Annotated in this window: 7 protein-coding genes; 5 read left to right on the plus strand and 2 right to left on the minus strand. The window is 51.0% G+C overall.

The window, feature by feature from the left end; genetic code table 11:
- The first annotated feature begins 384 nt into the window (after positions 1-384).
- From AC4QZR_RS19635 to AC4QZR_RS19650, 4 genes are all read left to right on the plus strand, one after another.
- The gene (locus tag AC4QZR_RS19635) at positions 385-4,491 is read left to right on the plus strand and encodes an ice-binding family protein (protein ID WP_494482435.1); all 4,107 of its coding nucleotides are present in this window, start codon (positions 385-387) and stop codon (positions 4,489-4,491) included.
- A 31-nt stretch (positions 4,492-4,522) separates the two neighbouring features.
- Positions 4,523-5,458: a PorP/SprF family type IX secretion system membrane protein gene (locus tag AC4QZR_RS19640; RefSeq protein ID WP_494482436.1), complete on the plus strand. Its 936-nt coding sequence runs from the start codon at positions 4,523-4,525 to the stop codon at positions 5,456-5,458.
- 18 nt (positions 5,459-5,476) lie between these two features.
- The gene (locus AC4QZR_RS19645) at positions 5,477-7,459 is read left to right on the plus strand and encodes an OmpA family protein (RefSeq protein ID WP_494482437.1); all 1,983 of its coding nucleotides are present in this window, start codon (positions 5,477-5,479) and stop codon (positions 7,457-7,459) included.
- 374 nt (positions 7,460-7,833) lie between these two features.
- Positions 7,834-10,134, plus strand: a complete 2,301-nt coding sequence (locus AC4QZR_RS19650) for a TonB-dependent receptor domain-containing protein (protein ID WP_494482438.1) — start codon at positions 7,834-7,836, stop codon at positions 10,132-10,134.
- A gap of 1 nt (position 10,135) precedes the next feature.
- On the opposite strand, the gene AC4QZR_RS19655 is transcribed toward AC4QZR_RS19650, so the two are convergent.
- Both AC4QZR_RS19655 and gcvP read right to left on the minus strand, forming a co-directional pair.
- Complete coding sequence (locus AC4QZR_RS19655) at positions 10,136-10,723, minus strand: DUF4136 domain-containing protein (protein ID WP_494482439.1); 588 nt, start codon at positions 10,721-10,723, stop codon at positions 10,136-10,138.
- A gap of 147 nt (positions 10,724-10,870) precedes the next feature.
- Complete coding sequence (gene gcvP, locus AC4QZR_RS19660) at positions 10,871-13,789, minus strand: aminomethyl-transferring glycine dehydrogenase (RefSeq protein WP_494482440.1); 2,919 nt, start codon at positions 13,787-13,789, stop codon at positions 10,871-10,873.
- A 255-nt stretch (positions 13,790-14,044) separates the two neighbouring features.
- Between gcvP and AC4QZR_RS19665 the strand changes: the two genes are divergently transcribed.
- Positions 14,045-15,265: an NAD(P)-dependent oxidoreductase gene (locus AC4QZR_RS19665; RefSeq protein ID WP_494482441.1), complete on the plus strand. Its 1,221-nt coding sequence runs from the start codon at positions 14,045-14,047 to the stop codon at positions 15,263-15,265.
- Positions 15,266-15,732 lie beyond the last annotated feature (467 nt).

A 15,732-nucleotide genomic window follows, 5' to 3' on the forward strand; every position in this document is an offset into this window, starting at 1 on the left:
CATTCCCTAAATTTCCCTATTTTAATTAAGATTTTTTCAGTTCCTTTGCCCACCTATATAACAAAAGGTGTATAAAATAAGCATTCCTGCAACCAAAGGGCATTAAATTAGTATATCCAGATATTCAAGTAATAATACACCGCTATATGCCCGTACTCAAATCTTTGCACTGGAAATCTTCTTTTCTGAAAAAAATATTGGCCTCCATTATATTAGAATAGTATTACATAATCGCTGTTATAACATTTTATTCCAGGCTATATATTGTATTTTTTATATTGTACTAAACTTATCTTCAATATATAAGTATCAGGATATAGTAAAAATTTATGGAAATACTTTTATATTTATGCCTGATTTATTACGCTTTTTTACATATTTCCTATGAGTAGAATTCTACTGCTTCTCACCCTTTTTCTGACTGCGACCAACACCCTTAGCTTTGGGCAGACAGAAATCAACCTAGGCCGCGTAAACAGGTTCATTGCATTGGCCAATGAGCAGATTGTCGTTAAAGGCCCTGACAAAACATGGATCCGTGGTGATATCGGCATCAGCCCCGGCAAGGTCATTATCGGAGAAGAATTTCTTGAAGTAACCGGTAAGAAAGAAAAAGGAACTGAAATAGCGGCGGAGGCGATGGCTGACGCTAACAGGCTGTATCAGGAACTGATGGGCCTTCAGGAGATAGAAAACCTGAACCCTAACCTGGGCAATGGCCGCGAAATTTATCCGGGTGTTTATAGCATTACAGGCGATGCCGCCATTAGTGGCATCTCGCTGCTGGTAACGCAAGGAGGCAGCTCCCCTATCTTCGTATTTAAGATCAGCGGTAACCTGAAAGTAAACCCAGGCGCCCTCAGCCTTTCCGGCGTGGGGGTTGAAACCAAGAATATCTACTGGGTTGTCGACGGTGATGTGGAGATTCAGGCCCCAAGTAGCCTGTATGGCAATATCATCGCCACAGGCAACATCACCTTTGGCAAAGGCGTGTCGCTTTATGGTCGAGCGATTTCACTTGGCGGCACCATCTATTTTGAAAATAACCCAACGGTGCTGCAAAACGTGACGAACGCCGACCTGACCGTAAAGAAGAATGTTGATAACACAAACGTGTCGCTGGGCGCACGCGTGACCTATACCATTACTGCTACAAATAACGGCCCGGGTATTGCCCGCAATGTGGCCGTGAAGGAGCGCATCCCAACCGGATTGAAGCTGGTGGAAGTAAAGCCTGCTACAAAAGGAACATACGACCAGGTGAAGAATGAGTGGGTGATTGGCGACATGGCGGTGTTTGAAACCCAGACCCTCCGCCTGGTATTTGAAGTGACTGGCACTGGTAATATTACGAACGAAGTCATTATTATCGGTGATGATCCCGATCCGAACCCGGATGACGATAAGGATGATGAAGAAATAGTGCTGCCTAATCTAGGGCTTACAAAACGCATTATCGATCCGAAATCGAGCTATAACCTGGGCGACGTGATTGCCTATGAGATCAAGGTCGTAAACACGTCTTCCAAAGAGGAAAAAAATATAAATGTTAGTGAGCAGCTGGCAAGCGGACTTAAGTATGTGCGGCACGAGGCGACTCCGGGTACTACTTATACCTTAGCGACAGGCATTTATAACATCCCTGTGCTAGCAGGCAATGCGACTGCCACACTCATTGTATATGCCGAGATCGTGGGCACAGGCAACATCCGCAACGTGGCCACCATCATCGACCGCCCTGATGACAAAGATCCGGATGACAACGAAGAAGAGGTAGTGATCATCCTGCCTGACCTGGGCGTAACCAAGAAAATTGTTGATCCGAAACAAGAGTACAAGGTAAACGACGTGCTGGCTTTCGAAATCAAGGTTTCAAACAACGCCTCCACGCCTCAGACCAATATAAATGTACGTGAGCAGTTGCCGAAGGAACTGGCCTTTGTAAGGTATACAGCCACCAGCGGAACTACTTATGATGCAGCGACAGGCATTTACAACATCCCAACACTGGCTGGAAAGACCACTGCTACACTGATTGTTTATGCTAAGATTGTGGGCACGGGTGCGATTCGTAACGTAGCCACCATCATCGACCGCACCCCGGACAATGACAAGGACCCGGACAACGACGAAGACGAAGTCGAGATCCTGCTGCCAGACCTGGGCGTGACCAAAGAACTGGTAAATGCGAAGGCGGAATACATGGTGGGCGAAACGGTGCAGTATCGCATAGTGGTGACAAACCATGGTGCCAAGGCCGAGAAAAACATCGTAATAGGCGAGAAGTTGCCTGCAGGCCTTCTGTTAGTAGACTTTAATGTAAGCAACGGCGCTTCGTATGATCCGGCAACTGGAGCATTCAAGATTCCTTCGCTGGAAGCAAAAGCAACAGCTGAGCTTGTGATCAATGCCCAGTTAGTAAAGGCGGGTCAGGTTCGCAACATTGCCCGTATCATCAGCAAAGATAAACCAACGCCGACTGACCCGACTGATCCTACCGACCCGACTGATCCTACCGACCCGACTGATCCTACCGATCCAACTGATCCGACTGATCCAGGAGACCCCAATAACCCTAATAACCCTGGTGACTCTGATCCGGACAACGACGAGGATGAGGTGGTGATCCCGGATGTGAAATGCAATCCAAACATTACGCTGTCAATTGTAGAAGCGCCAACTTCCGTGTGCCGTGGTGGTGAGCTCACTTTCAAAGCAACGTCGGATGTGATTGGGGCTACTTATACCTGGTCTCTGCCAGCAGGCTGGAAAACGGTTAGCAAATCAGCTGACGGTAGCACTATAACTGTTACTGCGGGCACCACACTGAATGCTCAGACTGTAAAAGTAACCGTGAACACACAGTGTAAGGATGTTAACAAGACAGCCGAAACCACTGTTAATGTGATCGGCGAGCCAGCTAGAGTAGCAATTACTGGGGAGGCTGCCCTGTGCTTCAACAGCACTACAGGTATAGCGCTGAGCGCCGCTGCTGTAGATGGACTCACTTATAAGTGGACACTGGACAATAACCTGGAGTTTGTGGAAGGCACAAACGATGCCGGCACTAGCGTAAGTGTTCGTTCGAAAGGCCAGAGCCTACTTGGCGGCAAGGTATACCTGACCGTGACCAACGCTTGCGGTTTCAGCACCACAACCGAGAAGTTGCTGATCGTTACGCCAACACCAGCTATACCAAAGGTCATCACGGGTAACCTGGATCTGTGCGAAGGAGAAGAAACAACTTTCAGCACACCTATAATAACCGGAGCTACCAGCTATACCTGGAGCTTCCCGGCAGCTGACTGGACAGTTGTGAGCGAAACGGAGAATGGCAGAGTAGTAAAAGTGAAAGTTGGTAAAACAGGTGGTCCGATCACGGTAAAAACTGGTAATGACTGTAATATAAGTGCAGCCTTCGAAGTGATAGCAAAAGTGACTCTGAAACCTGTAGCACCATCTATTGCGAACACTGCAACCACAGGCTGTATCGGGGCAACGCTCACGTTCAGCATAGCATCACCGGAAGCAGGTATGGCCTATACCTGGACAGTGCCGCAGGGCTGGAGTGCCGACAAACTGACGGGTACCAGCATTACCGTAACAGTAGGTGAGACGAGCGGAGAAATTGAGGTATACGCTACCAACACGGTGAAGAACTGCGGTGCGGGCGCTGTAGCCAAGCTGGCTGTTTCACCATCGCTGAAGCCGGCAGCTCCGGGAGCGATCAAGAGCAACATGAATGTGTGCCTGAATAGCACAGGCAATGCCTTCAGCATCGAGGCTGTACCTGGCGCGACCGCTTACGAGTGGGAAGCGACCGGTGGCCTGACGATTGAAGGAGTTAGCAATGGTACCAGCATTACAGTGAATGCTGCCGAAACGGGCGGTACGGTGCGGGTGCGAGCCATCAACGGTTGCGGCATCAGCGACTGGTCTAGCCTGAATGTCGACATTACCATGCCTCCTGCTCCTGTTACCCGCATCACGGATAACAGTAGCGTCTGCGAAGGCTTGATCTATACTGCCGACGCTGTAGAAGGAGCGACATCTTATACCTGGACGGTAACAGAGGGCTTCACCATTGAGTCTGGTCAGGGCACTACAACTATTAAGGTGAAGGCCAACAGCCCGACTGCAATCGGCCGCGTGAGTGTGATTGCCTACAATGGTAGCTGCGCAGGCTCTGCCGAGTATAGCATCGCCATGGACGCCAGTCTGGCAAACGGACAGCTTGACTTCCCGAAAGCCTTTAGCCCGAACGGCGATGGCAAGAACGACGAGTGGCTGGTGAAGAACCTGGACAAGTTCCCGGACAATGAAATGGTGATGTTTAACCGCTGGGGATCTGAGGTATTCAAGCAGAAGAACTACAAGAACGACTGGGCCGCCAAAGGACTGGAACAAGGTACTTACTTCTACAAAGTAAGGGTGAAGCTATGCGACGGCAAGTACCAGGACTACACCGGCTACGTGACCATCTTCCGATAAGCGAGTGCATTCATTAGAAAATTTTATTACCATGAGAATACTTTATACCCTGCTGGCGCTGCTCTTCACCTTTGCCGCGAACGCCCAGCAAAACCCGCAATACTCGCAGTACATCTTCAACAGTATGGCCATTAACCCGGCTTATACCGGCACCAAAGGTGTGCTCAACATCAACGCCTTCCACCGTTCGCAGTGGACGGGTATAGACGGAGCGCCCACCACGCAGGCGCTGAGCGTAGACGGCCTGACCAGCCACGAGCGCCTGGGACTCGGCCTGAACTTCACACGCGACAAGATCGGTGCCTACTCCACGACTTCGGCTTATGCCAATGCGGCAGCCCGCGTATCGGTGAGCGCCCGCGGCACGCTGAGCCTGGGTATAGCAGCCGGGGTGGTGCAGAGCGTGGTGGATGGCTCCGAGCTAGGTATAGTAGATGATCCGAGCATACCTGCAGGAAAGGATGTGTTCTACCGTCCGGATGTGAAACTAGGTGTATACTTTAACACGACGCGCTTCTACGCAGGTATATCTGCTTCTGATCTGATCCAATACAAAGATGTCTTCCAGATCGAACCGATTCGCCATTATTACTTCACGACAGGCTATGTGTTTGACGTGAGCAGCTTTATAAAACTGAAGCCAAGTGTGCTGATTAAGGAAGACTTCAATGCACCAGCCAACGTGGACCTGAATGGCTTTGTGCTGCTGGGCGACCGCCTGTGGCTGGGCAGTTCTTACCGCACCAGCATGAACCTGTTCAACAAAAACGAGGAGGCGGATCCTGTGACGAAGCGTACGGCCATGGCTCTGATCGCGGAACTGCAGGTAACCAACGCCCTGCGCCTGGGTTACTCTTACGACCGCATGCTCAACGACCTGAATGGTTTTCACTCACACGAGATCTCGGTAGGTTACTACTTCTTTAAGAAGCAGGACACGAAAATGCTGACGCCGCAATACTTTTAATATTAGCTCTTACCGCATATGAATTTCAGACATATACCCTTATACCTTACTGCTGCCCTGTTGCTGGGCGCAGCACCTGTAGCCGAAGCGCAGCAGGAGCTTCGCAAAGCTAACAAGCACTACGAAAAGTTTGAATTTGCGCTGGCTTTAGAGCAGTACAAAAAAGCAGCTGAGAAGCGCAAGCCGGATGTGAAAACAGCCGAGCGCATTGCCGACTCTTACCGCCTGACACGCCAGACCGTGGAAGCGGAGCGCTGGTATGCCCAGGTGGTGGCCATGCCGGGCCGTGATCCGCAGAACATTTACCATTATGCAGAGGCGCTGCGCAGCAATGGCAAATACGACGAAGCCAAGCAGCAATACATGCTGTGGGCCGAGGAAGTGCCGGCTGCAGAGGAACGCGCGCAATACCTGATGGCATCCTGCGACAAAGCCATGAACTGGATAAACCAGAAAATGCCGCTGGCCGAAGTACAGCGCCTGAGCGGACTGAACGCCCAGGGTTTCTCTGACTTCAGTCCGATGAACTACGGCAAAGACGCGATCATTTTCACATCAGACCGTGGTGTAGATCAAGTAGGGAAAACCACCGGCACCTACGGCTGGACGGGCCGCCCGTACCTGCAGCTCTTTATGGCCAGCCGCGATGGCAGTGGCAACTGGGGCAAACCCACAGCACTGCACGAAATGATCAACGACCAGTACCACAACGCCACGGCATCGGCCACGGAAGACGGTCAAACGCTATACTTCACCCGTACGCAACTTGTGCAGCAGCGCAAGGCTGGTAACTCCGACCCAACTAGTTGGGTGGACAAGTCGCAGGTGCAGGAGTACATCAACCGTCTGGAGATTTACTCATCTCAAAGACGCGGCACTACCTGGACAGAGATCCAACCATTCGCATTTAACAATGTAGCAGAATACTCCGTAGGTCATCCGGCGCTTTCACCTGACGGCAAGATCATGTACTTCGTGTCGGATATGCCGGGCGGTGTGGGCGAGACGGATATCTACTATACCTTGCGTCAGGCTGATGGCAGTTGGGGAGAGCCTGTGAATGCCGGTATACTGATCAATACGCCGGGCCGCGAGAGCTTCCCTTACGTGGATCAGAATGGTAAGCTCTACTTCTCTTCTGACGGGCACCAAGGTATGGGAGGACTGGATGTTTTCTCGGCCGAGGGCCAGCATGCTGCCTGGACGGCCGTGAACAACATGGGCCACCCGATCAACTCATCGAGGAATGATTATGGCATCATGTTCAACGAAGATGAAGAAACCGGCCTGCTGTCGTCTAACCGCGAAAGCAGCAACGGTACCGATGATATCTATAGTTTCAAAGTACTGCAAAAGCCTGTCGTGATAGCTGTAACCACGCTCGAGCGCAAGCAGAACGACCAAAAGAAAAACGTGCAGTTACCACTGCCACAGGTACAACTCCTGATCGCACAACAAAACCAAAGTGACAGCAGTACAGTCTTGACAAACACAAAGGGGCAGTACTTTATGGATGGTCGTAAAGGAAACTCTTATGTCATGCAAGGCTCCAAGCAGGGCTTCCTGAATCAGCACGCGCTGGTAGTCGTGCCGAAAACCGCTCCGGATACCTTGCAGGTGGCCATGGTGTTCGATAGGGACGAGAAGAACGTAGCTATTGTGCTGGAGAACATTTACTACGACCTGGATAAGTGGGATATCCGCCCGGATGCAGCCAAAGAGCTCGACAAGCTGGCCGAAGTGCTGGTGGCAAACCCGACGATCAAGATTGAGCTGAGTTCGCATACTGATAGTCGTGAAAGCCTGAACTACAACCAGGTACTTTCAGAACGTAGAGCGCAGGCTGCTGTAGATTACCTGATCGGGAAAGGTATAGCAAAAGACAGGCTGACTGCCAAAGGTTACGGTAAGGCAAGGTTGGTGAACAAATGTACCGATGGCGTGTCTTGTCCGGAGGAAATGCACCAGCAAAACAGAAGAACTGAATTCCGGATCAGGTAAGAACTCCTTTAAAGAGAATTAAAAATTTCATTAGCTTTCATAGTTTGGAAAGGCTCCGCAGATTCTACGGAGCCTTTTTTCATTTGTAACCAATTGGAGATTTATCGTTTGCTGCGCTGATGGTTGCTGTGGTAGAAGGCACTGTCAAGGCCTAAATTGCGAGTGGCGTATACCTGGAATGATTGCTAGGGCTTTCCTTGCCTTTGCCAACATAGGTGTAGGAACTGCCATAGTCAGCGCCTTTCAGACAGTGACAATTTGTAGTCACGTTCAATCCAATGCCTGCAATGGTTATTGTAAGCCAGCGGAGCAAATTCTGCAAAATCTAACCCTTGCGAGGTGTAAGCCGTTTCGTTAGCAGCTAACTTGCACCCATGAACCCAACTTCACTTCTGATACGCCCATTTTTCCTGACTATCCTGCTGCTATTGCCGCTACTGGGTTTCGCTCAGCAACAGATAGCAGGGCAGGTGCTGCACAATCAGACCCGTCAGGCACTGCAGGGCGTGACTATCACGGCCAATAGCGGCGAGCAAACGCTAACCAACGCCGCCGGCCGATTTGAGCTGTCTGTCGCAAACCAGGCGACTTTCATTCTGATCTCGCACATCGGATTCAAACCTGACACTATTTTGGTACAAGGTATGCAGCCAGGTATAGCACTGCGCGTATACCTGGAGCCACTGGTGGCCAGCCTTTCAGAAGTAGTCGTGACGGGTTATGAAAGCAACCGGCCTTTGCTCGAAACAGCGGGTGCCCTGAGTGTGATAGACCGGGAAGTGATCCGGCGTTTTGATGAAAGTTCGTTGGTGCGGGCTGTGAATACGGTGCCGGGAGTGCGCATGGAAGAAAGGGCTACGGCCAGTTATCGCCTCTCCATCAGGGGCAGCAGTTTGCGATCTCCTTATGGGATTAGAAATGTGAAGCTATACCTGGGTGAAATTCCGCTTACCGAATCAAACGGCATCACAAACCTGAACCTATATGATGCAGCCAACTTCAGCAGTATGGAAATTCTGAAAGGTCCGGCAGGCAGTATTTACGGTGCAGGTACAGGTGGCACGATACTACTCGAACCACGCAGCGCTGTATCCGGGGAGAAGGTTTTTCAGGTCGGCACTACCATCGGTTCTTTTGGTCTGCAACGCTATACCGCCAGTGCCAGTGTGGGCGGCGAGAAGCAGAGCCTATACCTGCAGTATACCCGCCAGCAACTCGACGGTTATCGGGAGCAATCAGGTATGGACCGCGAGACGCTGCTGCTCACCTCTACTTTCAACCCATCCGACAAAAGCACGATTCAAGCCAACCTGATTTACTCCGACTTGTTCTACCAGTTGCCCGGCGGATTGACGCAGGAACAGTACGAGCAGGATCCGCGGCAGGCACGTGGTGGGATGTTCGGGAGTGTGGCCCAAAATGCTTCCATGAATCAGCAAGGTATAAATATCGGTTTGTCGCAGGAGTACCGCTTCAGTGACAGCTGGAAAAATACGTCTGCCCTGTATGGCCTGTTCAGGTATAGAGATCACCCTTTCAACACCGACTATGAACGCAACACCAACCAGGAGTATGGCGGCCGAAGCCGTTTTGTCTATAATACTAACTTAGGCCAGGTAGGAACTACGATTACTTTCGGGGGCGAATACCAGCGCGGTTTTGAAGCGGCCCGTACCTACGACAACAACCGCGGTCGCACCGATTCGCTGCGAACTGATGACGAGGTGCTGGCCAAAACCGGCTTGTTATTCACCCAAGCTGAATTTGAGTTGCCCGGCAATTGGATCGCGACTGCCGCCCTCAGTCTAAATGACACCCGATATGAAATTACCCGTCTGCACCAGGCCCTGGGTGGGGGTCCATACCAGTATACCCGCGATTTCAGTGCAGTTCTTTCGCCAAGGCTAGCTTTACTGAAACGCTTAACAGAGCAGGTATCGGTGCATGGTAGCGTTAGTGCGGGCTTTTCCCCTCCTTCCGAAGAAGAACTGCTGACCTCCGACGGTGCCCTCAACCAGGAATTGGAAGCAGAGAAAGGTATCAACTATGAGGCAGGTGTACGCGGCTATACCTTAGGACGCAAGCTGAACTTTGATGTGGTGGCTTTTCACTTCCGGTTACGTGAGACGATTGCGAGTCGGCAGGATTTGTCGAGTATTGCCGTGTTCCGGAATGTAGGGGCTACTTCGCAAAGCGGACTCGAAGCAGCCTTGGGCTATACCTTACTCGAAGACGCAACGCAACTTGTTAGCCTGCTCAAGGTATGGAGCAGCTATACCTACAGCCATTTCCGTTTCCGGGATTATCAGAAAGACGATACTGATTTAAGCGGCAACCAACTCACCGGTGTGGCCCCGCATACCTTAACTGCCGGCCTCGACCTGGAAACTCGCTTCGGGCTATACCTGCACCTGACCGCCAATTACGTGGATGAGATTCCGCTGACAGACGAAAATACCGTTTATGCCGATACCTACCTGGTAGCAGGCGCAAGGCTTGGATTTAGGCGTGAGTTGGGACGACAGTTTGCACTCGACTTATTTGCCGGTTCCGAAAACCTGACAGACCAAAAGTATAGTCTCGGCAACGACCTGAACGCTTTTGGCGGGCGCTACTTTCAGCCGGCATCGCCACGGAATTATTACGGCGGCTTTAGTCTGTCGTATCGCTTGTAAATTACCTCGTGGCGGGCTGGTTTGGTGGGTATAGTGACAAGATACTGATGATAGATCTTCTGATTTTGCCTTCGTCGGTCTGCGCTACCACAATATCGCCTTCTGCCACGCCGCGCCATACCAGTTCGTTGGTACTGGCCGATACCAGATCAATGAGCATGGTGCCGGGCGTGTATTGAGCTACCGGTCTGTAATTGGGGAAATCGGCGGTGTTGTAGTTAAAGCGGTAGCCAAACCAATAGGCATAGCCAAAATCCGGCGAAGCAGTCGCTGCATCCTGCGCGACAGACACATCATAACCAACCAGCAGATCCGGGCTTTCCGCATCGAGTGTCAGGCCTTTTTTGACCAGCTCGGCAGCAATGGCATCCCGCACCCGCCTATCCAAAAGCGGTTCGTACAGGTTCGGGTCAGCGGAGGTATTGGCCATTGTCGGCTCCAGCAAAGCAAAAGTGCGGTATATCTGGAAGTCCACGCTGCGGTCGTAAGTGCTGTCTGCTACTATAGAAGGTATACAACTGCTTAAACCGAGCAGCAAAGCAGGTATAAGGTATAGCCAGAGTTTCAGGTTAGGTATAGCGTTTCGCATAGAACTGTTGGTTTAGGTATAGGACCATTGCTACAACAGGTATACGGAGCGAGGCAATCAGTAGGTATAGCTGCTAAATCCCGGGCCACCAAAACAAAAAAGCCTGACCATTGTGGCCAGGCTTTTCAGGTATAAGATGAAGACGGATTAGCCGATGGCTACCATCTCACTTTCATTCTCGTTGTATGCTTCGATTGGAGCGCAAGAGCATACCAGGTTGCGGTCTCCGTAAGCGCTGTCGATGCGGCTAACCGTTGGCCATACCTTGTTGTCGCGCAGGTATGCCATCGGGAATACAGCCTTCTCACGAGCGTAAGGTCTTTCCCAGTTCTCCACCATCACCACTTTCAGGGTATGCGGCGCGTTCTTCAGCACGTTGTCTTTCTGGTCAGCCTTGCCAGCTTCAATCTCACGTATCTCCTCACGAATCGAGATCATCACCTCGCAGAATCTGTCCAGTTCTTCCTGTGCTTCTGACTCTGTTGGCTCCACCATCAACGTACCCGCTACCGGGAATGACACGGTTGGCGCATGGAAACCGTAGTCCATCAGACGCTTCGCGATATCCTCTACCTCTACACCGAATTTCTTGAACTCGCGGCAATCGAGGATCATTTCGTGTGCGCAACGGCCGTTAGCACCTACATATAGCACCGGATAATGTTTCTCCAGACGCGCCTTGATGTAGTTCGCATTCAGGATCGCCATTTTCGTAGCTTCTGTCAGCCCTTCGCCGCCCATCATCGCGATGTAGGCATAAGAGATTGGCAGGATAGAGGCAGAACCCCAAGGCGCAGCCGAAATTGCATGGATCGCTTGCGGACGACCTAAGTCAACCACCGCGTGACCCGGCAGGAACGGAGCCAGATCTTTTACCACACCGATTGGGCCCATGCCAGGACCACCGCCACCGTGAGGTATACAGAAGGTCTTGTGCAGGTTCAGGTGACACACGTCAGCACCAATATGCGCCGGCGAAGTAAGACCCACCTGGGCGTTCATGTTGGCACCGTCCATGTATACACGGCCACCGTTGTCATGAATTATCTGACAGATCTCGACAATAGACTCCTCGTAAACACCGTGTGTAGACGGGTAAGTCACCATCAGGCAAGACAGCTCATTCTTATATTGCGCGGCTTTAGCACGCAGGTCAGCTACGTCGATGTTACCTCTTTCGTCACACTTCACGATTACCACTTTCATGCCGGCCATTACTGCCGAAGCTGGGTTGGTACCGTGTGCAGAAGAAGGAATAAGCGCAACCTTACGATGATGATCACCACGGGATTCATGGTAAGCACGGATCACCATCAGGCCAGCGTACTCGCCCTGTGCACCAGAGTTTGGCTGCAGCGACATCGCATCGAAACGGGTGATTTCGCAAAGCCAGGCTTCCAGGTTCTTAAAGATCTCGGCATAACCCTGTGTCTGGTCGGCAGGAGCAAATGGGTGCAGCTGCCCGATCTCCGGCCAGGTGATCGGAATCATCTCGGCCGTAGCGTTCAGTTTCATGGTGCAAGAGCCTAAAGAGATCATGGAGTGAACCAATGAAATGTCTTTGTTCTCGAGGTGCTTCATGTAGCGCAGGATCTCGTGCTCGGAGTGGTGCTTATTGAACACTTCGTGCGTCATGTACTCGCTCGTGCGGATCAGTTTCTCAGACCAGGTGATTTCAGTTTCCTCTGGCAGTTCGTCTATACCTAAAACATCAGCAGATTTGCCAGCTACTTTTGCAAACACCGTCAGGATGTCCTGCACATCTTCCAGCTCTGTGTTCTGGTGCAGGGAAATACCAATGAAGTTCTCTTCGAAATAACGGAAGTTTATACCTGCCGCCTCAGCCTCTGTACGGATGGCGTTTTTCATATCAGCACTCTCCACCGCGATTTTCAGCGTGTCGAAGTAAGCTTCGTTCAGCTGCTCGAAGCCTAGCTCCTTCAGGCCTTTTTCGAGTTGCTGCGCCAATGCGTGTGTGTTCAGACCGATGTACTTCAGGCGACGTGGGCCATGGTACACGGTATACATACCTGCGATAACGGCCAGCAATACCTGTGCAGTACAGATGTTGGAGGTGGCTTTCTCACGACGAATGTGCTGCTCACGTGTCTGAAGCGCCATACGGTAAGCTCTGTCACCGGCGGCATCTACCGAAATGCCGATGATACGGCCCGGAATCACACGTTTGAAAGCATCCTTTGTGGCAAAGTAAGCCGCATGCGGACCACCGAAGCCCATCGGTACACCGAAGCGCTGGGTAGTACCAACCACCACGTCGGCGCCCATTTCACCCGGAGGTGTCAGGAGTGTTAAAGAAAGAATATCAGCGGCAACAGCAACCAGCATGTCCTGCGCGTGTGCCTTGCTGATGAAATCTGTATAATCGAAAATGGCACCGTCGGCAGCAGGATACTGCACCAGGGCGCCAAACAATGTTTCGTCAGAGAAATCTACTTCGCGGTGGTCGCCGATTACCAGCTCAATGCCGATTGGCGTAGCACGTGATACCAGCACGTCAAGCGTCTGTGGCAGCACCAGGTTCGATACGAAGAAGCGGGTGGCGTTCTTGCGGGCACCTTTGCGCTGGGCGTAGAACATACCCATGGCCTCAGCGGCGGCAGTACCTTCGTCAAGCAAAGAGGCGTTGGCGATTTCCATACCAGTCAGGTCCATCACCATCGTCTGGTAGTTGATCAGTGCCTCCAGACGGCCTTGCGCAATCTCAGCCTGGTATGGGGTATAGGCAGTATACCAACCCGGGTTCTCCAGAATATTACGCTGGATCACCGGTGGCATAATGGTGTCGTTGTAGCCCAAGCCGATATACGATTTGTATACCTTGTTCTTTCTGGCGATCTCACCGAATTTCTTCAGGAATTTGGTTTCAGAAAGAGCCTTTGGCAGGTTCAGCGGCTTCTTAAGTCTAATGGCGGCCGGTACGGTCTCCTCAATCAGTTGATCCAGCGAGTCTACCCCGATGGTTTTAAGCATGTCCTGCATTTGCTCTTTATCAGGACCGTTGTGGCGCTCCTTAAAAGTGTCAGCAGGTTTTGTTTTAAGTATCATAATGATGAAGTATTGATTGGGAATTTGGGTTTTTACTTTCCAGTGGAAGACAAGCCAAAGGCTAACTTTCAATAATTTCTACAAAAGTAATAGTAATTGTTTATTATATTGAAGCATGAAAGCTAAATAGTTCGGGGTGTGGCAAGTGCAGTTTTACATTATAAACGAGGCGCTCCTATATATAAGGTATAGCAGGCCGCTTTCCTCAGACTTTTAAACACAACTTCAAGCAGAACAATTCACAAACACGCATCTATGAATAAAGTTAAGATCGGCATTATTAAAGAAGGCAAAATACCAGTAGACAAGCGCGTGCCGCTCACTCCTAAAAAGTGTGAAGAGGCCATGCAGGAGTTTCCGGGAGCAGAGGTAGTGGTGCAGCCCAGCGAGGTGCGCTGCTTTACGGACGAAGAATATGCCGAACTAGGTATAGCCCTGCAGCAAGACCTGACCGATTGCGACGTACTGATGGGAGTGAAGGAAGTGCCCATTGACCAGCTGATCCCGAACAAGACGTATTTCTTCTTCTCACATACCATCAAGAAACAGCCGCACAACGCCAAACTCCTGCGCGCCGTGCTCGACAAGAACATCACCTTAATAGACTACGAGCTACTGACCAATGCGCAAGGACAGCGCGTAGTAGCTTTTGGAAGGTATGCAGGTATAGTGGGGGCATATAACGGCATCCTCACCTATGGCAAAAAGTGGAAGCTCTTTGACCTGAAGCCCGCCTACCTCTGCCACGAGATGGAAGACATGCAGGAAGAATACTTTAAGGTGAAACTGCCGCCGATAAAGATTGCCATAACCGGTGGTGGCCGCGTAGCAGGTGGCGCCATGGAAGTGCTCGACAAAATGGAGATAAGAAAAGTGAGCGTGTTCGACTACCTGTACAAGCAATTCAACGAGCCCGTATACGCCCAACTCCACTCCGGCGACTACAACAACCGTCCCGACGTGGAGGTATGGGACTCCCCTGATTTCTATGCCCACCCGGAGCTATACCAGTCCACCTTCCGCAAGTTCACCAAAGTAACCGACCTGCTGCTGGCCTGCGCCTACTGGGACCCACGCGCTCCGAAGCTATTCTCTGAAGAAGACACCCGCCAACCCGATTTCAAAATCGACACTATCGCTGATATCACCTGCGATGTAGATGGCTCTATACCTACTACCAAGCACGCCACCACCATACCTGATCCTGCTTACGATTACAACCCGGAAACAGGAGAGCTCGAGCCCGCCTACAGCAAAAGAGACAACATCACGGTAATGGCCGTCGACAACCTGCCATGCGAATTACCGCGTAACGCCTCCCGCGACTTCGGCCGCAACATTATAGATTATGTCTTCCCGCAGTTCTTCAATAACGATGAAGGCGGCATGCTGGCACGGGCTACCATAGCAAAAGGAGGGAAGCTGACAGAAAGGTATAAGTATCTGCAAGAGTATGCGGAAGCAGCAGCTGTGTAGTAAGTGCTACTATATATAATAGAGTATTAGCGAACGAGGTATAGACTAAACAAGAGTCTATACCTCGTTTCCATTTAAAGATGTAGTAAAAAAAGGGAATAGCAGCGAAAAACGATACAATAAGAAGACGATTGAAGCTGTAGCAAGAAACTTTTAAACTAATTTAAAGATTTTGATGGTGCCACACAGATAGTTAGGCGAAACCCTCTCAGTACGGGGGTCAAAGTTGTTAGGGACTGCTTGCATGTTCGGAAATTTTGTGGACCTTTGCACTCCCAACCCGGTCAAACGGGGGCGGGGGAAGGGAGTAAAGCGGCAGCCGGCAGGGCGGCCACGGGTGCGGAAAGCTGAGAGGCCAGGCACTCCGGAACGAGACTGAAAAAAAACTTTGGCCGGGGCCTTGCAACTTAAAAAAAGCTGCTTACCTTTGCCACCCGCTTCACAAGGAAGCGTTCCTGGAAAGGCTG

It is taken from the genome of Pontibacter sp. YIM B11418 (assembly GCF_059278805.1).